This is a genomic window from Shinella sp. WSC3-e, assembly GCF_945994535.1.
GTDB lineage: Bacteria > Pseudomonadota > Alphaproteobacteria > Rhizobiales > Rhizobiaceae > Shinella > Shinella yambaruensis.
This window is the reverse complement of the sequence record NZ_OZ000539.1, coordinates 37,849-58,235: the sequence shown is the minus strand read 5'-3', so window position 1 is coordinate 58,235 and position 20,387 is coordinate 37,849. Positions and strand designations below refer to the sequence as shown.

The following is a 20,387-nucleotide window of genomic DNA, read 5'->3' as shown; positions in this document are numbered from 1 at the left end:
TGGCAGAGGGTTAGATGCGAATGCGCGCTGTGTCGTCCAAAATCTCAATGTCCACGCCGAATTTTCCGCAGTGCTCCCGAAATCGCTGGAGAATCCTTTCCGCGTCGTGACCGTGGGCAAGCTCTGGTGCGAGGCGCTCTTCCAAAGCTTCGCTTTTCAAGGCTTCTGCGCCACCGATGACGACCGGGTGAAATGACAAACCGGCCAACTGGCCATTGTCGTCGAACGAGCACAGGCCAATCACACTCTCCCATACTTCACGCGCCCGCCATTTCGATTTCACGGATTTCACATGGAAAATGAAGTTGCCGAGACTGTAGAAGATCGGCCGCCCGCGGTAGATTTCGACCGGCTGAAGGACGGGAGCGCCATGGCTCACGAACATCACCGCCCCCGCGTCGATGCATTTCTTCGCAACGGCACCCACCCATTCAGCCACCTGATACCAGTCCGCGGCCCAGTGATGGTGGTGCAGGTAGGCGATGACAAGGCACCCTTCTTCGGCCGCTGACGCGATCGTGGCGAGATTTCGGGAGAGGGAGTCTTCGTCGATTTTGACGTTTCGGCCGAACCGGTCGGAACGCCTGAATATCGCGCGAGCGATGCTCAGCTCAGTCTCTGGATCGACATGCGGCGTGTCGTCAGGCTGGCTGTCATTGGCGAGGTCCATCGCTGTGTAGCCAACATTGTCACGGACCGTGCGCAACTGCTCGAAAGCGTCGGCGTCGACATCGATCACCTTCGACAACTTCAGCCGGTTAACGCCGGGGCGTTCAGGGCGACCGATGGAAGCATCCGCGGCGTACATGAAGTCAGGCCCCGGTCCCCCGTCCATGGCGACAAGGGCCACCTTCCGCCTGCCAACCGAACCCTTCGCTGCGCGGGACGCCGCCGTCCGGTTGCGCCCGATGCCGGCGTGAAGGAAGCCGCGCCTTTCTACCTCCTCCAGGGTGGAAAGGACGCCGGAGGGGCCGAGGTCGAATGCATGATTGTTCGACAACGCAAGCCCTTGAAAGCCAAGCGCCTGCAATGCGTCCAGAACATTAGGCTGGCTGCAGCCGAATACCGCGCCTTTGAGCGGCCATCCTCCGTGGCTGCCGAGTATCGTGCTTTCGAAGTTCGTGAAGGAGAAGTCGGCTCGCCGTAGCACCTCCTGGACCTCCCGGAATCCTGCTGTGTTGATGTCGCGGGTATCGTGTTTGATGAGAGATTGACCGGTAACGGCGATTGTGAACGTGTTTATCATGTCAGACCTTTCGTCGCTGCGCATGGGCGCCGCGTGCAGGTGGATGGAACGAAGTTGGGGGATGCCCGACTTTCCGCGGCATTGCCGAAGTCAGTGCGTGAAACGCTTTGGCCGTGCGTCAATCAGGCTGCGTGTGTACGGGTTTTGCGAGCGTGAGAAGATGAACTCGGAGGGACCGGCATCTTCCACTTCGCCATCCTTGAAGATGTAGATTGAACTGCAAAGCGCCTGCACAAGCGCCAGATCGTGCGAGATGAAGAGCATCGAAATCCCTCGCTCCGCCACATTCTCCTTGAGAAGCGCGACAATCTCCGCTTGCACGGATACGTCGAGTGCTGACGTGGGTTCATCGGCAACGATGATCCGCGGGCCGGCGAGAAGGGCGCGTGCGATGCAGATGCGCTGCTTCTGTCCCCCCGACAGTTGGTGCGGATATCGGCCGAGAAGGTTATGGGCCAGTTGGAGGCGATCCATCATATTGACCACATCCTGCCTCGGGTCGCCCGATTGGCGGCTTCCGAACCGGACACTTTCCCGCAGCGTCTCTCCAATCGACATGCGTGGGTTTAGCGAGACCGCCGGATCCTGGAAGATCATCTGGACCTCACCGAGCAGACCGCTCCGATAGCCGGGCCGGGAGATGTCGAACCGCCTGCCGTCGATGTCGAGATTGCCGCTGCTGGCGGTCTCCAGCCCGGCGATGATCCGGCCGATCGTGCTCTTGCCGCTGCCGCTTTCGCCGACGATGCCGGTAATTGCGCCGCGCTCCAGCACCACCGAGACGTCGCGCAACGCCGATTTGCAGACGTTCCTCTTGAACCAGGCAAATCCGCCGGAGAAGGTCTTGGCGACGCCCCGGGCGGCGAGGATGGGCTGCGTATCGGTCTCGGCGACATGCTCCGCTGGATTGTCCGACAACCGCAATCTGGGAACGGCGGCGAGAAGGCTGCGGGTGTATGTGCGCTGTGGGGCGTCCAGTACCGATGCCGTGACGCCGTGTTCCACAACCTTGCCGTGGCGCAGGACGACCACTCGATCGGTTATATCGGAGACAACGCCCATATCGTGAGTGACAAGGATGATCGATACGCCGGTCTCGTCGACGAGTTCGCGCAGGAGCGCGAGGATTTGCTTTTGCACCGTCGCATCGAGGGCGGAGGTCGGTTCGTCGGCGATGATGATATCGGGTGCGCCGGCAAGCGCGATTGCGATCACAATGCGCTGGCGCTGTCCGCCTGAGAACTGGTGGGGGTAGTTGTCATACCGTTCACGTGCATCCGGGATGCCGACGCGAACAAGCAAATCGAGGGCCATATCCCGCGCTTCCTTGCGCAGGGTTTTGTCATTGTTGGCGAGGATAGCTTCTTCAACCTGGGGGCCGACGGCCATGAGCGGATCGAGCGATGCGGTGTGATCCTGGAAGATCGCGGATATCCGCCGTCCCCTGATTTCGGCCCATTGGTGTTCGTCCATTCCATCGAGCGTCTTGCCATCGAAGAGGATGGTGCCGGCCGTTCGCTCGAAATCTGCGGCAAGAAGACCAAGGATGGCGTTGCCAAGCGTCGACTTTCCCGCGCCGGACTCGCCGATCAGACCAAGGACTTCGCCGCGTTGCAGGCTGATGCTGACATCGTGAAGGATCGTCGTGGCGCCGGCTGGAGTGCGGTGTTTCAAGGTGAGATTGCTGACCATCAGCAAAGGATCACGCGTGTTGTCATGCGCCATGGGAACGCCTCCTGGGATCCAGCCGGCGCCGCAGGTCTTCGCCGACGAAGTTGATGCTTGCGATAAGACCGAACAGAGCAAGGCCCGGGAAAAGGCTGATCCAGTATTGGCCGGTCAGCAGGTACTGGAAGCCGTTTGCGACGGTGGAGCCGAGCGACGGCTTGTCGATCGGCACTCCGAGTCCGAGAAAGGAGAGGGTGGCTTCTAGCGCGACGGCATGGCCGAGTTCGATCGGGATCAGGGTGATGGCCGGGGCGATGCTGTTCGGAAGGAGGTGACGAAAGAGAATGCGATGGGTCGGCAGTCGCAGGAGCCGGGCCGCATCGAGATACGGCTTGCCGATCTCGCTGAGCGCCACCCCACGCGCAAGTCGGGCATAGGTTGCCCATTGCACGATGACGATTGCAAGGATGATGCGGTCGACGCCGGGACCGAGCGTGACGATCGCGATGAGGGCCACCAGGATGGTGGGCAGGCTTAGCTGGAGATCGACGATGCGCATGATAAGGGCGTCTGCCCACTTGCCGAAGTAAGCGGCGCTGACACCGAGCGTCAGCCCGATGAAGGCGGCAATCGCCGTGCTGGTGACCGCAACGAGAAGACTCAGGCGCAGGCCATAGAGTATGGTGCTGACGATATCGCGCCCAAGTCCGTCCGTTCCGAGCAGATAGGCGTAGCCAACGCCACTGACGGTTCCTGGTGGGGACGAAGCTTCCCACGCCTGGATCTGCAGCGGGTCATAAGGGTTTTGCGGCGCGATGAACGGTGCTGCGAGCGCCAGGAGAACGTAGGCGGCAAGCAGCAGCAATGAGAGGCTGACGCGGTGTTGCCACGGATACTTCCACAATGTGCGAAGTGTTTCGGCCTTCATGAGTTCCCCTTTCAAGCGGAAAGGCGCACGCGCGGATCGAGCGCGGCATAGGTGAGGTCAACGAGGGCGTTCAGCCCGACGAAGGCGACGGCGACGAAGGCTAGGGTTGCCATCACGACCGGCCGATCGAGAAGCTGGATGGAGTCGATCAGAAGCTTGCCGACGCCGGGCCAGGCGAAGATCGTTTCCACCACCACCGCGAAGGCCAGCATCCCGCCGAACTGCATGCCGACGATGGTCACGATGGGAATGCTGATGTTCGGCAGGGTATGCCGGAACAGGACCCGCCGCGCTGACAGGCCCTTTGCCCGGCAAAACCGGATGAAATCCTGGCTTTCCACCTCAATAGTGCCCGCCCGCGCCAGTCGCGCGATAAGCGCGATCTTCGGAATGGCAAGGGCGAGGGCAGGCAGCGCCAGATGGCTGAGACCGTCGAAGGTGAGAAAACTCCACTCCCGGCCGAGCAGCGAGACTGTCTCACCACGGCCGCTTGAGGGAAACCAGCCCATGGCGAGTGCGCCGAGGAGGATGAGCATCATGCTCAGCCAGAAGGAAGGGATGCTAAGCGCAAACACGCTCGCGTTCAGGACGATGCGGTCAAGCAATCCCCCTTGCCGCCGACCGGCCAGAAGCCCGAGCAGAGTGCCGCACGGTGCGGCAATCAGCATGGCCGTCGACGCGAGTTCGAACGTTGCCGGCAGCTTGCTCATGACAAGCGAAAAGGCCGGCAGATGGTAGATATAGGACGTCCCGAAATTTCCGGTGACGACGTTGCCCATGAACAGGAAATACTGCCACCAGAGCGGCTGATCGAGGCCGAGGGCAATCGTCGCGTTGCGGATGTCCTCGGCGGTGGCTGTTTCGATGTTGACGATGTTGAAGACGGGATTGCCCACGCTATGGATACCGGCAAAGCCGATCACCGACATGACGAGGAGGAGGAGGAAGGCTTGTGACAGCCTTCCAACGATGGTGGTCATCATGGCAGTCCCCCTCACTTACCCGAGGGTACGGCCTGCATCGCGGTCGTCCAGCCGCGCGGATGCACGGCATAGGAGCCGACCTTCTCGCCATGTCCGACGATCAGATGGAAATGGTAGAGCGGGATCATCGGATAATCTGCCATGACGAACTCCGTGGCTTCGGCGATCGCTGCATTCCGATCGGGGCCTTCATCCATGGCCATCGCCTTTGCCAGCATCTCGTCGAATGCCGGGTTCCGGTACTTACCGTAGTTGAGCGATCCCGTGCCCGCTTCGTTGTCGGAGGAGCCAAGGAGCGCTCCGAGGCAGAAGGTCACCGCCTCGCCGGAGCATCCGCCGTACCAGACCGGATAGTCGCCGTTGGACCGCTTGGTGGCGAATACCGAGAACGGCGCCACCTCGGGCTGAGCACTTACCCCGATCCTTGCCCAGTTCTGCGCGATAGCCTGCAGGGACTCGCCGTCACCGGGGTACCGGCCCGCCGGGCCGGCGAGCACCACCTTGAAGCCATCGGGATAACCGGCTTCAGCGAGAAGTGCCTTTGCCTTCTCATAGTCCGGGGGCGTCACCTTCAGGTTTGCCGACGTTCCGGCGAGGCCGGTCGGGAAAAGCTGGGAGGCCGCGGTGCCATAACCGAGCAGGATCCTGTCGGCGATGAAGGCGCGGTCGGTGGCCAGCGTCAGGGCCTGCCGCACACGCTTGTCCTGGAAGGGATTCTTGATCTCGCCACCCGCCTTGTCGGTCAGCCCAGGCGGCTTCTCTCCGCCGGTGTCGAACTGCAGGAAGTTCGAACGGGCGGCAGCGGCGCTTTCCACCTTCACGCCGCGCTGTTCGAGGCCCTCGACGTCGCGTGCCGGGATGGAGTCCGCAACGTCGACGTCGCCGGTCGCCAATGCTGCCACGCGTGCGGCAGGGCTTTCGATGACGCGGAAGGTGACGTTCGTCCAGGCCGGCGTTCCGCCCCAGTAGGCGTCGTTCCGCTCCAGGTTGAGCGTTTCACCTGATTGCCAGCTCTTGAACTTGTAAGGGCCCGTCCCGACCGGCCGCGCGCCGGCATTGAGATCCTCGGTCGTTGCGAAGCCATCCGCCTTGTGAGGCATGATGAAGATCGGGGTCATCAGAAGCGGCAGGGTGGGAATGTCACTCGTCGTCTCGATGACGACGGTCAAGGGGTCCGGCGCCGATACCGACTTGATTGCCTGCGTATACGACTGATAGCCGCCGCTCGGCGGCTTGAGGAAGTCCCGGATGCGCTCGATCGAGTAGATCACGTCCTGGGCCGTGAAAGGCGAGCCGTCGTGGAACTTGACGCCTTCGCGCAGCTTGAACTCCCACTGCGTTTCCGAGAGGCGCTTCCAGGATGTCGCGAGCCGCGGCACAGGGTTCATCTGTGCGTCCTGGGTCACGAGACGCTCGTAGATATGGGAAAGGAGGGAATTGTTCTCGCCGAGATCGGCATAGTGCGGATCGAGTGTCATCAGCTTGAACTGCGTCCCGATGCGCAGATCTTCCGCCATGGCGGCGCTCTCGAGAAAGCCCGCCGATACGGTCGCGGCGAGTGCCGCGGCAAACACTGTCGAGCGGAATTGATGCAGAAATGGCATTGCGATGGTCCCTCCTTGGTTTTTTGCGCCCGGCCTGCCGAGATGAAGGGCTTCTTCACCACACGCGTTTCCGCTCCCGTTGAACGAATTCAGTCGTCGCAAAGGGCAGGTGGGCGAGGTTGTGATAGCTTTAGATCCGGCTTCTTATCTGCAGCGGCTGCATGAAGATGCGGACATTTGTGGAGAGGAGGTTTCCATGGATGATTGCAGGCAAAGTTCTGCTAATCTCAGAATCAGCCATGATCCGAGCTCCTACCAGCTTGATTATGGTCAGGTCAGATTGCGTGCTCCAACACGCCATCTGGCCGCTTGCATGATAAGACCTACAGGAAGAGCCCATGACATGCAACATAAATCACCATCGTATGGTGATATGAAGCCAATTCAGTGCAGATTGGCCCGCACAGCATTGGGCTGGGGAGTTGTCGACCTTGCCAAGGCAGCAGGGGTCTCAACGCAAACCGTAGTTCGGCTCGAGCGCGGGGAGGAGTTGCGCGAAACGACGCTCGCACGGATTCAAGCGGTACTTGAGGACGCAGGAATAGAGTTCATTCCCGCGGACGGCGGTGGTGTGGGCGTTCGCTTCCGAAACCCGTCCTGAGCTTTAATTGCCATCACGCAGTACCCAAAGGCCGGGATGCCGTGTCGCGTTACGGTCCTGACCACAGCCACTCGCTTGAGATGCGCTTGATTGTGCCATCATCGATATGCGCGGACATCTCGGCCCAGATGGGATCGGTTGTGAAGCTCGCTAGGTCGCCGCTGGCCTGCTCCAGCGTCAGGTTCGCGTACGTCGAAAGGAGAGGGGAGATTCCGCCCGCAGCTTCGATTTCCTGAAAAGGATCAGTATCGGCAGGCTTTAGAACGCGATGTCCCCATACGCCCGGCAGCTTGTCCCTCTCAAGTGCAGCGAGCAGTCCCGCGGCACCTGAAAGCCGGACGCCTATAGAGGCCAGATACCGCATAAGCGGAAGATACACTGTCTGCCGGCACCCACCGAGAGCTCTGACGCCTGGAAGGGTCGAAACCACCAGATAGGTCATGAACATCCCGGGCAGGATTGCACGCTCGCGAAGCGCAGCGGCTAGTCGTTTCGGAGTGAGGTTCACCTCGAAGCTCGGTGACCGCATGGACTTGAGTGCGCCGCCCTCCAGATGCAACGGGACCACCCTGTTTTTCTCGAGGCCCCAGAAGAGATCGGTGGTGCGGCGAACCCAGCCCGCCCATGGACCAGCGTTCAGGCGGTCGGTCTCTTCCAGGATCGACAGCGCGGCCATCACTCCATCGAAGAAGTGCGCCGACAGCCATGATTTCGTATCATCGAGATGATCCGCGATCAGGTCGGCCATATCGAAATCGTCAAGCTGCAGCAGTTTCGCCGGCGCCGCGAGCTTTCCGTGCCAAAGAGCCTGATTTCCCATTTTGATGGCCTCGGCGCCCGATGGAAATCCTGCGGCAGGGAGTTCGGCCAACAGGCGCGCGGCCGACGCATTCGGCGCGACCTCGTGCCTCGAATTCGAAAAAGCGTAGCGGTAGGGGCCATTTAGGCACCCGATGCTGCTTCCGATCAGGCGCTTGCGTGGGAGGCCGAAAACATTGAGGGTTTCTCCGCCTACCCTCAGCCACCCCGGTCCCTTCTTCGCGCTTTCCTTGAAAGCCGACGTCGAGACCGAGTAGGTGATGTGCCATTGCCGGCCATGCGACATGAGGCCGAGCAGGCTGAACATATGCGTATAGAATGCGTCCGGCTCGATCAGCAGCATTGCATGCGGCCCGGTCTGCATGACCGGCGCGGAAAGGACTTCGGCGCTTGCGCTGAGGGCATCTTCTTCGCCATATCCTGACCGGCGCGCAGCCCGCTCGACGCAGACGCGCAGCCGATCCATGGCATGCACGCGCACCTCATCTCCGCAAGAGAACGGCTCGACATCGTAAAGGGCCGTGGCGTAGGTAGCCAGCGGCTGCGCCCAGAAGGCGTCCAGATGTGGCAGCAGGTAGGAGAGACAGCGGCGTACATCGGCTACGCTGCAATGCTCCTTGAGATCAGCCGATACCTCAGAATCCATCTCAAGAACTCAACGACCGTCTCGGAGCGACAGCCGCCGTCGCGGTGGCACTACGCCAAGAGAGTTCCGGGCCGAGCGGATCGGATTCCGTGTCGATCACAACGAGAGGAAGAGGCTCGTAGCAGAACGCAGGCGGCATAGCCGGTTTCAGCATCAGCGAGATGAGTTCCAACAACGAGGCCCGCGAGTTGGAGGAAGCGATCATGTAGAAATTGCCGCTGTTCCAGGTCACCACGGAATAGCGGAAGAACGCCCTGAGCGCCGCAGTCGTGGTCGAGAGGTCCACCTGACAGGCCGTCATGGTGTTCAGAATCTCGGCCTTCTTTTCGGAGATATGCTCCTGCGAAAAATATCGGGCCTTGAACAGCTCATCCTTTTGGCGCTCCCGCTCAGCGTATACGGCATCATCTTCATGGGCGAGTTTCTGCACTTGCACCAGGACGCCGCCCTGCCGGATATGAGGGACGACGAACTCGAGCTGCTTTACGCGATCCTGATCGTACATCTGAAAGGTTGTATCTTCGAACAAGACATCAAAGCCGTCCCGGAAGGGGGAGAGATCTGAATCGCTCGCGTAGCGATCGTCATCGAGTTCGAAAAACGGCCCGAGAAAGAAATGTGCGTGCTCGCTTCCCCGTCTCGCGAGAAAAGCTTCGCGGTTGGCGGGCGTTGGACTGCAACAGAGCGTCTTGATGCGCCCTCCGCCAAGCGCCGCAAGGCTTCGTGCAAGGCAACCTGTGCCAGTGCCGAGCGTATAGATCGTCGTGGGCATCATGGCTCGAGCCCAGTTCTGCAGTGCGAACGAAAGGACAGCCGCCCCGAGACGGCATTCTTCTTCGAGCCGGTAAGGAATGCTGGCGTAATAGTGCTGGTCGAAAATTCCGAACAAGCGCGTATGCGTGTCCGCAAAGACAGCGCAGTCGAGATCGAAATCCATCAGGCTCAAGTCAGGCTGTGGCTGTGCAAGATCCGGCGCCCCACCTCGACCACTGGCCGTTCTTTCGAAGAAGGGGGCGAAGGACGTCAGCCGCGGGGCGTTTCGCCAGCGCTCTATTGTTTCCGGATCCACCGTCATCATCGCCTCCCATTGATCGACCGCCGACGCGAACCAACCAGGCGAGAGTTGAACCGCCTTTGCCCGCTCGCTACACGAGGGTCGATGCTGTTGCGGAACGACAATCTTCGGGGCGAGAGGAGGGGGGCGCAATCTATCGAAATCGCCAGATTGCCAGAGAGTGACGAGAAGATCGTCAAGGTGATGATTGGCCTAAAACGCTGCGATGTGCCTAGACGTCGACCAGTTCCAAGTAGCTCGCCTTGGCCACGGCATGGTAGCTAGTCGTGGCGCCTAGCTTCCGCCTGGCCGACCGCATATAGAGGTGAACCGCACTCTCCGAGATGCCCAGGATGACGGCAATCTGTTTATAGATCTTGCCGGACGCAAGAAGTTGGAGACATTGGCGTTCTCTCCTCGATAATTCTCGGACAAGAACGGGGCGGCGCAGCCCCGAGAGGGTGAGCACTTTCTCGTGGAGGTAGTGGGAGAGAATATGCAGGTCGTGGAGGTTTGCAGCGCAGAGGGCCAACCAGTCGCTACCTGACCAGTCGGAAGTAACCGAAAACAGGCAGCGCTCTCCGTTTGCGCCACGGATCGGGACGGTGAGGCCGTTCGGGCCTATCCCATAGGCCCGAGCTTCGTCGAACAGCCGGCGGACCCGTGAGGCTCTTTGGTCGAGCGTCGACCAGTCCACCGGGAGCAGTCCCCAGCGCGCAATATCGATAACAGGATCTATTGCAAGGTAGTCGTTGGCGAAATAGGTCGCGATCCATTCCTCTGGATAGGTGCTGCAGTAGTAGGGAGCCGCCGACGGGCCAGCGCCTCTCCGGACGACAAGGAATGTCATGTGCGACAAACCATAGCGAGTTCTGACCGCATGGAGTGCACCGGATAGCTCGCCAGGTTCCGACAGGGTCTGTAGCTCTCCGAGCGTGAGCGATAGGTACGAGCGATCATCCATTCGAAATGCGCACTCCTCTTCGTCCTAGCCGCGCCTGGGCCGCCTGAATACGATCAAGCCTTCTTCTTACCGGCGGTCTCATGTTCCTGAAACTGCCAAAAAGATGAGTTGAGTGATCAGTCCAAGTGATCCAGCAGCGCCCGGCCGTGCGGAAACGGGCGTGTGGCTTTTCGCCGCGGCGAGCCCACCTGGGGCCAAGATCCCGCGAGAGATGTCAGTGCTGCTGGCGCCGTCGAGACGAGCAGCGTTCCCTTTGTCCTAGGTAGATCGCGCCCGAACTGTGTCGACCATGGGCGCCTTATGGTGCCAACCCGTCACCAACTGGAATGCATGGCCGATTCTGAGGGCCAGATCTTCGGCAAAGCTCTTGCAGACGATTTGTAGCGATGTCGGAAGTCCATTACGGGTGTATCCGTTCGGAACTGCTAACGCGCACATATCGAACGTATTCACAAACTTGGTGAACCGTGACGCTGCGTAGGATTCGTCAAGGTCGTGAAGTGTGCGTGCCGGCGTCTCGGTCGTCGGCGTCAAAAGCGCGTCCACGTCAATCATCGCTGCTTGCATTTCCTGCCCCAGTTTTTCTCGTTGACACATTGCCACGAGATAGTCCTGGGCAGAGAGATTTCGCCCCGACAGGATTCGTTCACGAACAAGGTCACCGAGCGCTGTGGTTGGGTCATTTGCAAGATGACCGAACAACGCATATGCCTCGGCTTTTGTGATTGCAGCTTGAGGGGAAAAGCAGGCGTTGAATCGGAATGGCAACGGTAGGTCGATGATATCGGCGCCAAGCTTCGCAAGGCACTCCAACGATGCATCGTATGCAGCGAGAACCTCTTCGTCGACGCCCTCTCTTTCATCTCGATCTATGCGGGCAAGCCGAAGACCCTCAACCCCTCCCTTGAGGCCAGCCAGCACATCGCTTCTAGGGGTGCCCCACGTTGCACGATCAAGCGGGTCGATCCCCTCGAGAAGGGAGTACAGCAGGGCGGTGTCCTCAGCAGTCCGGGCCATTGGTCCCGCTGTGTCGAGCGTCGGGCTCAGCGGCATAACTCCATACGAGCTGATGCGCCCAGACGTCACCTTCAAACCCGTGATGCCACAGAATGCCGCTGGAAGCCTGACCGAGCCGCCCGTGTCGGTTCCAATCGCCCAAGGCGACATACGCGCCGCAACCGCGACACCGGAACCGCTACTCGATCCCCCCGGCGTTCTTGCTGTCGCTTGATCCCAAGGATTCCAAGGCGTACCCATGTGCTGGTTTGTGCCCCAGCCACCCATTGCAAACTCCACCGTTTGGGTCTTGCCAAGGAAGATCATGCCTCTGTTTAGAAGGCGGCGTGCAATGGTCGCCGTTCGGTCTGAACGTCTGTTCCGCCACTCAGCAGAACCTCCCGTTGTGATCCTTCCTTCGATCTCGATTAAATCCTTTAACGCGATAGGCACGCCGTGCCATGGGCCTATCGCACGCCCCTGACGAATGGCGCGATCAGCAGAAGCAGCTACCTTTCGCGCCTCATCTCCATAAACATCTACGAACGCGTGCAACTTTCCATCCAGCGATGCGATCCGAGAAAGAAACGCATCTACAGCCTCTGCGGATGACAGCTCTCCCGACGAGAACTGTCTCGATAACTCCGCAGCTGTCAGTTCTGCTGGGTCGCTTGTCATTTTGGAAGCTTGAGTCCTCTGTTCTCCGTGGATAGACGGAAAGATATGCCGGGTCATCTTGACTAGGTGAACTCACGTTCGAGCGGGGAGATATGGGAGTGCCAGCCGATATCTGGGTGAGAAAACAGGTTCGCCATGTGAAGGCGGAGGTGGTCACGCCGCCATCCTTAGAGTAGATAATGAAGCTTGTTGGCTTGATCGCCAAGCCTACCATAATCGCAATTCGGTTCTTGGGTGTTGTGCTGAGAAGATTTATTTTTGCCGTACTTTTCGCGTTGGTGGGCATCTCAGTGGTGTTCAGTGTGATCGGCGTCCTGGCGGTCTGGAACCCGATGGAGTTGTTCTAGCCGGCTTCTCATTGGACGCTAGTCGCGCCAAGCTTTGATGATGAACACTGTGGGACAAGACACCCTGACGCGCGTTTCGTGCAAAACTTGTGTGCTCTCGACGCGCTCTCGTGCATCGATGAACCCGACCAATCTGGGAGAAGTGTGCGCGGCCTAAGAGACCTCGGGACGGGCGGTCGACGCCGAAATTCAATCTAGCCGATGTCATCGGAGTCGATGATCGTTGATTGCGCTCAGCTGCGAATATGTTCGGGACGAAACCCGATCCCGATCAGCCGTCCCGTCAGATGCGGCAGGACCCGGGAGCGTGCGATGAACCGCAGGAAGGCCGGCGGCCGTTTTGGCTGGGACGCGTCGGCCGCGGGACCGCGCTTGCGACGCATCATCAGCTGGACCTTCTGCGTCGCCTTCGTCGGGAATGCGCGACGCTTCTGAACCGCGGCAAGATGCCCAGAGGAGCACGTCCCGTCCTTCAGCGGCCCGGCAAGGATGTTTGCGGCGGCGACGGCGTCCTGCACCGCGAGGTTGACCCCGACGCCGCCGATCGGCGACATCGCGTGGGCGGCATCGCCGATGCAGAGCAGGCCCGGCTTCCACCAGCGCCTCGCGCGGTCCATGCGAACCCGCAGCAGGTGAACGTCCGGCCAGCCGGCGATCTCCTCGAACCGTTCGAGGGGGAGGGGCGCAACAGCCGCCAGCCGTTTCCGCAGTTCCGAAAGCCCGTCGCCTTTCACGTCTTCGGAGCGTCCCTTGCCGATGACGAAGCCGATCTGCCAGTAGTCGCCGCGGTCGATCATGACGAGCCCTTGGGAAGGGCCGGCATGGCCCGTCGGCATCGCCGGATCGTCCGGCCGGCGGGAAACCCGCATCCACAGCACATCGACATTCGAGCCGAGGTCCTCGATCTCAAGGCCGGCCTCGCGCCGGACGATCGATTCCCGTCCATCGGCACCGACGGTCAACGACGCGCGGATCGTCTTCTCGTTCCCCTTCTCGATGATCCGGACACCCTGCACCGCACCGTGCTCTTCCACGAGGCCCATGACCTGGCAACCCATGAGAAGGCAAAAGCCGGGATAGGCGGCGGCCTTGCGGGCGAGGAAGTCGAGAAAATCCCACTGCGGCATGAAGGCAATGAACTTGCAGCGGGTCGGCAGCCGGGAGAAATCGGCGATCTTTGCCGTCCGGCCGTCGATCTCGGCGTAGAGGGCGGGGGCCTGCTGATGCGGCAGGGCAAGGAATTCGTCGAGCAGCCCGAGTTCGGCCATGACCTCGAGGGTCGAGGGATGGATGGTGTCGCCACGGAAATCCCGGAGGAAATCGTCATGCTTTTCGATCACCGTCACGGGAACGCCGGCGCGCGCCAGAAGCAGCCCCAGCATGAGACCGGCAGGGCCGGCGCCGACAATGCAGCAACTCTGTTGGCTCAACGGGTGTTTGCTCCTTCTCGACTCTGCTGCCGCCAACAAGACGATTCAACCCGGATCGGCTTCGACCTGACCGTGATGGTGCCTGACGAGTTCGCCACGGGAGCTGACGATCTTGGCGATCACCTCCAGTTTCGTGCCGTCGTCGAAGGTCAGCGTCAAGCGGTCGGCCTGGCGCCCCGTCATGTCGGAGACTGGATCCCCAAGAAGGAGCCGAATGCCATTTGGCTGCATTCTCAACTCGGCATGAGCGGGGATCGGAACGAAATCCTCGAAGCGGCGCTGCTCGGAAACATCATCGGCGGGTTGTGACGACAGCGTCGAAACCGATCGAAAGGTCTCGCTTGCGACAGACGACAGACGCATCTCGCCGTCCGTCCCGTTCCAGATCGTGAGGAACCCCTTGGTCTGACCGCTTTGTTGATCCACAACGAGGAGTTCGGCGTGCTCGACCAGCAAGGCGCGAGGCGGATTATCATGGAGAGACAAATCGTCCGAAGCGCCGGCGGCGAAAGCCGGCAGCGTGGTTGCAAACATTGTCGCAGCGCAGGCGATCATGCGCATGGCCCAGGTTCTCCGACTTTTGATCCGGATGTTGTCTTACCAGAATTCTCGCCGGAATAATGACGCACTGTCCTTCACAAATGCGGCATATGGACACCGGACCATCTACATGGATGATTGACGTTCGCCCGCTACCGCACCAGTTTCCAAGCAGTCGCGATAAAGCTGGTAGCGAGGGCGCAAGATGATGAGCAGCGAGCCGGGGCATGCGCATTCCGATGGAGATCACGACCACCAACACGGAGCCGAGGTGACGCAATCGAACGAGCGCCGGATCAGGCTCGTGTTCATCCTGACCGCCGGTTATGCGCTGGTGCAGGCAATTGGTGGCTGGCTTGCAGGTTCTCTTGCGCTGATCGCGGACGCCGGACACATGGTCTCGGATTCGGCAGCCTTGCTGCTTGCGCTGGTGGCCTATCGTGTGGCGCGCTGGCCGATAGATGCGCAGCGGACCTACGGCTTTCACCGTGTCCGGGTCCTGGCTGCTCTCGCCAATGGCGCGACCCTGCTGCTGCTTGTCGCATGGATCGCCTGGGAAGCCGTGCAGCGCATCAACCAGCCCGCGGAGATCCTCGCCGGTCCGATGCTCGTTGTCGCGACCATCGGTCTCGTCGTGAACCTTATCGGCGCCTATGCGCTGTGGTCCGGCGACAGCGGTGACAGCAACCTGCGCGGCGCGCTCCTTCACGTCGTCGGCGACCTTCTCGGATCGGTCGGCGCCATTGCTGCGGCCATCGGCATCATGCTCACCGGATGGAGCATCCTTGACCCATTTCTCTCGGTGCTGGTCGCCGGCCTCGTCATCCGCTCGGCCTGGGGGTTGGTTTCCGATTCCATCCGCGTGCTCCTGCAGGCCACGCCGAAAGGCATTGTTGCCCATGAAATCGAAGCGGGCCTGCTGAATCTGCCGGGCATCGCCGAGGCGGGCCACTTCCATGCATGGACCTTGACGGACGAAAGCATCGTCGCGACCGTCCACGTCAGCCCTAAGGAGGGGATCGACCCATTGACCCTGCCGTCGGTCGTCGCGTCCTTTCTCAAGGAAGGGCACGGCATCGATCATGTCACGGTCCAGGTGGACCCGCGGGGCGCGCTTCTCGCCCGGCACGCGTGATCGTGCCCTTCAATCAGCCGTCTGATCCGAAGCGGTCTAGGTTGAAGGTGCTCGACGCATCAAGTGCCCGTGTTGTTTGCGAACCGCGTCGCGTATCGTCGACGCTTGCGACGGCACGCCGCAGGCTAGCCGGAAGCGTCAGCCGTTGAAGCGCCTCGGCCGGTGCAAGCGCCCAATCGAGCATCGCCTTGTCGGAAACCGTCCATGCGCTTGCCTGGTGAAGGTCAAGAAGGCCGGATTCGGCGACAGCGGGCTGGCGCAATACCCGCCCCGTGATGCCGAGGCCTCCCATGGCCTTGAACGTTGAGGAGGGAATGAAAGCGGAGGTGTTTACACTCACAACGCGTTCGATTTCAGCTGCTCGAAACGTGGGGAGCGGAGCGCTGATGGTCGCCAGGTCGAAGAACGCCGGTTGTTCGACGGTCATTTCGCCCGCGGCCTGCATCTCGAGCGCCTTTTCCGCGCGGCTTTTGCGTGTCGGCAGCAACGCGGTCACGAGACTGTTCGGCGAGGTGTCATCTTCGGACAGTGCAGCGCCGGCGGAGCTCGCGGCCATGATCGATTTCGAGCCGACGCGTCGCTTGTAGTCCGCCATGGCCACGTTGTAGCCGGGCAGGGGGCGACCATCGGCGGGAACGTGCAGTGTCTTGCCGTTCGGGAAGATGCGCACAAGCTCTTGACGCGACATCCGTGGCCAGGCGCGCACATTGCCGACATCGAGATGCACGAAGGGCGAGCCCGATTTCGGATAGTAGCCGACGCCGCCAACCTGCATTTGCATGGCGGTGGCCCTGAGCTTTGCCAGCTTCACGCCAGGGATGAAGAAGTCCATCGCCTTGCCGAGCGTGTGCTGGCTGTTCTTGGCGACGCCCGAACTGCGCGAACGACCGCGCAGCATATTGTTGGTGGCGGGGGAGCGGTAGGCGGAGACGATGTGGATGTAATCCTTCGCGCCGCTGCGCTGATAGACTTCCCAGACGAGGTCGAGCAGGCGAGGGTCCATGCGAGCAGGTTCGTTCCGGCGCCAGTCGCGCAGGAAGCGGTTGACCTGCGCGAGACCCTTCGGGTCGAACCTGCCGTCGCGCTTGAAGGTGATCGTCGCCCGCTCGCCGGTGTGGGTGAAGAACAGTTTCAGCGATCGATCTTCCGCGGCAGCCGTGGCAGCGGTCAGTGCGACGACAGAGGCGGCGGCGGCCGTGATGGTGGAGGCTTGCGCAACCCAGCGCGCAATCGTCTCGATTCCCTTGTCGGCAGCAGCGTGGAACAGGCGCGCCAGAAACGCAGTCACAGGATACTCAGACACAGCAGTTCCGATCCAAACGAGATACTTCACGGGGCGGCAGAGACGTCTCGCCGCAGATTGCTGGCGAGGATTATGGTCAACAAAGATTTAAGAAGCCGTTGATGCCTGGTGGTCATCGCTTGGCCCCTTGACGGTGTTGCCGGCGGACAATCTCCTCGACGATGCGCTCGGCATCCGGCCCGGCACCCATGACGAGAGCGGATGCCCTGTTTCGTTGCCACGGCCGGCCCACGAAGTAGAGCCCAGGCACAGCGGAAACGCCGTTGGTGTGCGAGAACGCACGATCCGGTCCTACGGCCGACGGAATCTCCACCCAACCCGTCTCATCGCGATAGCCGGTCGCCCAGATTACCGTTCGCACGGTGGCGGAGCTGCCGTCGGAAAACGTGGCCGTCTCGCCTGAGGCGGCGACAAGGCGTGGCACAAGCCGAACACCTGCCTGCGCCAGGTGTTTGTCGTCTTGCCCTCGGTCGGGAAAGGCATCGGCAGCGCGCACCTTGCGGCCGATCCATGACTCCGGCGAGGCGTTCAGAATGCCGAGCAAGCGGAGCCACCACCAGATCGACTTCCCGAACAGCCCTTCGGGGAACAGTTTTCGAGGCTTGCCGTGGGAAAGCATCACAGGTTGCAGGGTCCGGCATTCAAGTGCGATGTCACGACCGCTTGCGCCGTCTCCAACGACGAGGACCGGTCCATCGGGCACACCCGCAGGGTTCTGATAGGTTTGCGGCGTCAACTGCAGCACCTCAGATCCGAAGCCGCTAGAGATGGACGGGACTATCGGTTTCTGAAAACCCCCGGTCGCGACAATCACTTCACTCGCTTCGATTTTCTCGCCCGAGTCCGTTTCTGCGAGGAAGACCCGGTTCGCACGCGACAAGCGCGCGACCCGTGTTCCCGATCGCACCGGCAGGCTGAAACGCGCGGCGTAGTCTTCCAGGTAGACAGCAAACTCGTCGCGGCTCGGATATTGCTCCCGGTTGCCGGCAAGGGGCAGGCCTGGAAGGGCGCTGAACTGGCGTGGAGTGAACAGGGTCAGCGAAGCGTAGCGGCTGCGCCAGCTGTCGCCGACGCGCGGATGGGCGTCGACGATCAGGAAAGGCAGACCGGCCCTGCGCAGGTAGTACCCTGCGGCAAGGCCAGCCTGGCCGGCTCCGATGACAAGCACCTGCCGCGCCGTCACGAAACCACCACGACGCGTGTTCCTACCGGGACGCGCTCATAGAGGTCTTCGACGTGACCGTTGACCATCCGTATGCAACCATTCGAAACCGCCTTGCCGATCGTCCAGGGCTCGGTCGTGCCATGGATGCGATAGAGGGTGTCTCTGCCGTCTCGAAACAAATAGAGAGCCCTCGAGCCCAGCGGGTTCTTCGGCCCGCCGGGAACGCCGTCGGCATAGCGTGCATATTTCTTCGGATCACGCCGTATCATGTTGTCGGTCGGGCGCCAGCTTGGCCATTTCGCCTTCCGGCCGACAGTCGCCGTGCCGGAGAACGCCAGGCCCGCGCGCCCGACACCTACGCCATAGCGGCGGGCAAGGCCCCCTTCTTCGATGAGATAGAGAAAGCGATCCCTCGGTACGACGATGATGGTACCGGCCGTCTCCGGATAGGGAGATGTCACCAGTTGCGGCAGAAATCTCTCATCGATGTCGATCGTGCGTTTCCTGCCTTGCGCGAAGGCGAGCGCGGGTGAGGCAAGGAGAGCGACGGCGGCAAGGCCGAAGGTCCGTCGATCCAGAACCGGGGAAGCCGGCCGCTCCGCTGTTGGGGATTGTTCGGTATCGTGGTTTGAAAGTCGTCTCATGGAAGTGTTCCTTGGCACGGGCAGGGGTCGCTTGGCGGTCTGCAATCGGCTTTGAAATGGGAATGGTGGGTGAGCGGCCGAGCGTATGCCGCGGTCGCGTCACCGGAGACCGCATCGCGCACGCGTGCGTCCCCGGTTGGTTCAAGCCGAGCGAGGGGGAGGCAGAATCAGCCGGGCTGGAACTGACGATTGCGTGTCGAAAGCTTGATTGGGGCGAATCCGGCGGACCGGTGCGGCCACCGGCCAGAACCACGCGACCAGCCAGCTGCAGGCTTCGTGACAGGTCTCTAGGCTCGCCGGATGGTCAAGCTCTGAATCATCAGTGTCTATCGCCAAAAGGCTCACGCTGCTCTGTAACGGGTCGGACAGCGCGTGGCTGCGCGCCGCCACCGACGCCGCGGTGCTTGCTCCGACGACGAGCGACATAAGGAAGACAATGATCAACTTCATGAGGGCGCGGTGCATGTGCGTAATGCCCGGATCGCTGCATTTTCGAAGACCTATCTCACGGCATTATGCTTAACAGGCGATTACCGGTGTGTGCAGCGTGGAGGCGAAATTCCTGCCTTCGCGCACGACCCGTTGAAATCGCAAGTGATTTTGATCCCGCGCGTTTGATGTCATGACATCGGCAGGTGCCAATCACGATGGCATCCCGCGTTCGGCGTTTTGCGGCGGGTCGCACTCGGCAAAGGTTCTACATACTGACCGCTGTCTCGATAGTGCCGACCTTGATGCCGATGTCGTTGCGGGCGTCGTGCAGCGCGGCAATAAGCGTCTCGGCCCTTGTGGATTTAAGTCGATCCTTGCTCGTGAGGATGAGGGCGCGGAACGGGATCGCAGGGATGAAGGGGCGAGCGACAAGGCCACGGCTCTCAAACTGGCTGGCCTTGTAGGTCATTGCATTGGCGATGCCGATTCCGACGCCCTCCAGGGCCAGATTGCAGACGACCTCGGAATATTGCGTTTCGACGACAGTGCGGGTTTGCAGTTGCGCCTCTTCAAGGGTCCGTTCAATCCGTCTGCGCACCGTGTCGTCCGGAGACAGCGCGATGAACGGTTCGCCCTCCAAGTCCGCGGGCGTTACGTTTTCCCTTCCTGCCAGCCGATGACTGGCCGCCATGACGCAAACGGCCGGCGCGGACATGAAGGGTTGCACGGAGACGCGAGACGTGTCGATTTCGTCGGCGGTAAGACCGACATCCGCCTGGCCGGAAGCGACCATATCGCGCACGGCATTCGAGCCGGCAATCAGAAGTGTGACATGGCCGGTTCGGTCCCTGCTGCGATAGCGTTGGATAGCCTTCGGCGCGAACGAAAGCCCGAGCGCAGGGTAACATGCCAGGCGGAGTCCGCTGGCGCCGAACTCCCGGATCATCGCCGCACGCGCGCGCAGCTGGTCCATCCCGATGAAAGCCCGCTCGACCTCCTCGTGCAAGGCAATTGCCTCTGGCGTTGGTACGAGCCTGCCGCCGACCTGGCGGAATAGGGTCAGTCGCGTCGAGCGGGCAAGGCGGGCAACCGCCCGGCTGACGGCCGGCTGGCTGATGCCCAGGAACTCAGCGGCTCGCGATGTGCTTCCCATACGCATCACCGCGTCGAAGGCCTCGAGTTCTCCCAGGTGCATTATAACATC

The 20,387-nt window shown here is 61.2% G+C and carries 18 protein-coding genes; 2 read left to right on the top strand and 16 right to left on the bottom strand.

Annotated elements, in window-relative coordinates:
• Positions 1-10: 10 nt before the first annotated feature.
• The 5 genes from AABF56_RS37150 to AABF56_RS37130 all read right to left on the bottom strand — a co-directional run bounded on the left by AABF56_RS37150 (position 11) and on the right by AABF56_RS37130 (position 6,429).
• Positions 11-1,246, bottom strand: a complete 1,236-nt coding sequence (locus AABF56_RS37150) for a CapA family protein (RefSeq protein ID WP_242224954.1) — start codon at positions 1,244-1,246, stop codon at positions 11-13.
• A gap of 90 nt (positions 1,247-1,336) precedes the next feature.
• Positions 1,337-2,971 carry a dipeptide ABC transporter ATP-binding protein gene (locus tag AABF56_RS37145; RefSeq protein WP_242224956.1) on the bottom strand — a complete coding sequence of 545 codons (1,635 nt, stop codon included), beginning with the start codon at positions 2,969-2,971 and terminating at the stop codon, positions 1,337-1,339.
• A complete protein-coding gene (locus AABF56_RS37140; protein ID WP_242224957.1) occupies positions 2,961-3,842 on the bottom strand; it encodes an ABC transporter permease in 882 nt (293 codons plus the stop codon). The genes AABF56_RS37145 and AABF56_RS37140 overlap by 11 nt, the downstream gene beginning before the upstream one ends.
• A gap of 11 nt (positions 3,843-3,853) precedes the next feature.
• Positions 3,854-4,825, bottom strand: coding sequence for an ABC transporter permease (locus AABF56_RS37135; RefSeq protein WP_242224959.1), 972 nt, complete (start codon positions 4,823-4,825; stop codon positions 3,854-3,856).
• 11 nt (positions 4,826-4,836) lie between these two features.
• Positions 4,837-6,429 (bottom strand): ABC transporter substrate-binding protein, encoded by a 1,593-nt coding sequence (locus tag AABF56_RS37130; RefSeq protein WP_242224961.1) that lies wholly within the window; start codon positions 6,427-6,429, stop codon positions 4,837-4,839.
• A 373-nt stretch (positions 6,430-6,802) separates the two neighbouring features.
• On the opposite strand from AABF56_RS37130, the gene AABF56_RS37125 reads away from it, so the two are divergent.
• Positions 6,803-7,030: a helix-turn-helix transcriptional regulator gene (locus tag AABF56_RS37125; RefSeq protein WP_242225027.1), complete on the top strand. Its 228-nt coding sequence runs from the start codon at positions 6,803-6,805 to the stop codon at positions 7,028-7,030.
• A 49-nt stretch (positions 7,031-7,079) separates the two neighbouring features.
• On the opposite strand, the gene AABF56_RS37120 is transcribed toward AABF56_RS37125, so the two are convergent.
• The 6 genes from AABF56_RS37120 to AABF56_RS37095 form a co-directional block, all read right to left on the bottom strand.
• The gene (locus tag AABF56_RS37120; protein WP_242225029.1) at positions 7,080-8,315 is read right to left on the bottom strand and encodes a hypothetical protein; all 1,236 of its coding nucleotides are present in this window, start codon (positions 8,313-8,315) and stop codon (positions 7,080-7,082) included.
• 181 nt (positions 8,316-8,496) lie between these two features.
• Positions 8,497-9,570 carry a class I SAM-dependent methyltransferase gene (locus tag AABF56_RS37115; protein ID WP_272809699.1) on the bottom strand — a complete coding sequence of 358 codons (1,074 nt, stop codon included), beginning with the start codon at positions 9,568-9,570 and terminating at the stop codon, positions 8,497-8,499.
• Positions 9,571-9,781: 211 nt separating this feature from the next.
• Positions 9,782-10,399, bottom strand: a complete 618-nt coding sequence (locus tag AABF56_RS37110; RefSeq protein WP_245337561.1) for a helix-turn-helix transcriptional regulator — start codon at positions 10,397-10,399, stop codon at positions 9,782-9,784.
• Between the two features lie 372 nt (positions 10,400-10,771).
• Positions 10,772-12,187 carry an amidase gene (locus AABF56_RS37105; protein ID WP_272809698.1) on the bottom strand — a complete coding sequence of 472 codons (1,416 nt, stop codon included), beginning with the start codon at positions 12,185-12,187 and terminating at the stop codon, positions 10,772-10,774.
• A 580-nt stretch (positions 12,188-12,767) separates the two neighbouring features.
• A complete protein-coding gene (locus AABF56_RS37100; RefSeq protein ID WP_242225031.1) occupies positions 12,768-13,916 on the bottom strand; it encodes an FAD-dependent oxidoreductase in 1,149 nt (382 codons plus the stop codon).
• 93 nt (positions 13,917-14,009) lie between these two features.
• A complete protein-coding gene (locus AABF56_RS37095) occupies positions 14,010-14,525 on the bottom strand; it encodes a copper chaperone PCu(A)C (RefSeq protein ID WP_064334796.1) in 516 nt (171 codons plus the stop codon).
• Positions 14,526-14,709: 184 nt separating this feature from the next.
• Between AABF56_RS37095 and AABF56_RS37090 the strand changes: the two genes are divergently transcribed.
• Complete coding sequence (locus tag AABF56_RS37090) at positions 14,710-15,639, top strand: cation diffusion facilitator family transporter (RefSeq protein ID WP_064334797.1); 930 nt, start codon at positions 14,710-14,712, stop codon at positions 15,637-15,639.
• 13 nt (positions 15,640-15,652) lie between these two features.
• Here the strand turns inward: AABF56_RS37090 and AABF56_RS37085 are convergent, their stop codons facing one another.
• The 5 genes from AABF56_RS37085 to AABF56_RS37065 all read right to left on the bottom strand — a co-directional run bounded on the left by AABF56_RS37085 (position 15,653) and on the right by AABF56_RS37065 (position 20,378).
• On the bottom strand, positions 15,653-16,840 hold the full coding sequence (locus tag AABF56_RS37085; protein ID WP_371328653.1) for a DUF882 domain-containing protein: 1,188 nt from the start codon (positions 16,838-16,840) through the stop codon (positions 15,653-15,655).
• Positions 16,841-17,054: 214 nt separating this feature from the next.
• Positions 17,055-18,110: a flavin-containing monooxygenase gene (locus AABF56_RS37080; protein ID WP_272809696.1), complete on the bottom strand. Its 1,056-nt coding sequence runs from the start codon at positions 18,108-18,110 to the stop codon at positions 17,055-17,057.
• A gap of 11 nt (positions 18,111-18,121) precedes the next feature.
• Complete coding sequence (locus AABF56_RS37075; RefSeq protein ID WP_084438751.1) at positions 18,122-18,751, bottom strand: L,D-transpeptidase; 630 nt, start codon at positions 18,749-18,751, stop codon at positions 18,122-18,124.
• Between the two features lie 141 nt (positions 18,752-18,892).
• Positions 18,893-19,201 carry a hypothetical protein gene (locus AABF56_RS37070; protein WP_242224964.1) on the bottom strand — a complete coding sequence of 103 codons (309 nt, stop codon included), beginning with the start codon at positions 19,199-19,201 and terminating at the stop codon, positions 18,893-18,895.
• A 247-nt stretch (positions 19,202-19,448) separates the two neighbouring features.
• Positions 19,449-20,378, bottom strand: a complete 930-nt coding sequence (locus tag AABF56_RS37065; RefSeq protein ID WP_064334800.1) for a LysR substrate-binding domain-containing protein — start codon at positions 20,376-20,378, stop codon at positions 19,449-19,451.
• Positions 20,379-20,387 lie beyond the last annotated feature (9 nt).

Bases quoted from the DNA above. Each gene is read 5' to 3' on its own strand.
- AABF56_RS37150 (WP_242224954.1), bottom strand. From the start codon at position 1,246: ATGATAAACACGTTCACAATCGCCGTTACCGGTCAATCTCTCATCAAA.
- AABF56_RS37145 (WP_242224956.1), bottom strand. From the start codon at position 2,971: ATGGCGCATGACAACACGCGTGATCCTTTGCTGATGGTCAGCAATCTC.
- AABF56_RS37140 (WP_242224957.1), bottom strand. From the start codon at position 3,842: ATGAAGGCCGAAACACTTCGCACATTGTGGAAGTATCCGTGGCAACAC.
- AABF56_RS37135 (WP_242224959.1), bottom strand. From the start codon at position 4,825: ATGATGACCACCATCGTTGGAAGGCTGTCACAAGCCTTCCTCCTCCTC.
- AABF56_RS37130 (WP_242224961.1), bottom strand. From the start codon at position 6,429: ATGCCATTTCTGCATCAATTCCGCTCGACAGTGTTTGCCGCGGCACTC.
- AABF56_RS37125 (WP_242225027.1), top strand. From the start codon at position 6,803: ATGAAGCCAATTCAGTGCAGATTGGCCCGCACAGCATTGGGCTGGGGA.
- AABF56_RS37120 (WP_242225029.1), bottom strand. From the start codon at position 8,315: ATGGATCGGCTGCGCGTCTGCGTCGAGCGGGCTGCGCGCCGGTCAGGA.
- AABF56_RS37115 (WP_272809699.1), bottom strand. From the start codon at position 9,570: ATGACGGTGGATCCGGAAACAATAGAGCGCTGGCGAAACGCCCCGCGG.
- AABF56_RS37110 (WP_245337561.1), bottom strand. From the start codon at position 10,399: ATGACATTCCTTGTCGTCCGGAGAGGCGCTGGCCCGTCGGCGGCTCCC.
- AABF56_RS37105 (WP_272809698.1), bottom strand. From the start codon at position 12,187: ATGACAAGCGACCCAGCAGAACTGACAGCTGCGGAGTTATCGAGACAG.
- AABF56_RS37100 (WP_242225031.1), bottom strand. From the start codon at position 13,916: ATGCTGGGGCTGCTTCTGGCGCGCGCCGGCGTTCCCGTGACGGTGATC.
- AABF56_RS37095 (WP_064334796.1), bottom strand. From the start codon at position 14,525: ATGCGCATGATCGCCTGCGCTGCGACAATGTTTGCAACCACGCTGCCG.
- AABF56_RS37090 (WP_064334797.1), top strand. From the start codon at position 14,710: ATGATGAGCAGCGAGCCGGGGCATGCGCATTCCGATGGAGATCACGAC.
- AABF56_RS37075 (WP_084438751.1), bottom strand. From the start codon at position 18,751: ATGAGACGACTTTCAAACCACGATACCGAACAATCCCCAACAGCGGAG.
- AABF56_RS37070 (WP_242224964.1), bottom strand. From the start codon at position 19,201: ATGAAGTTGATCATTGTCTTCCTTATGTCGCTCGTCGTCGGAGCAAGC.
- AABF56_RS37065 (WP_064334800.1), bottom strand. From the start codon at position 20,378: ATGCACCTGGGAGAACTCGAGGCCTTCGACGCGGTGATGCGTATGGGA.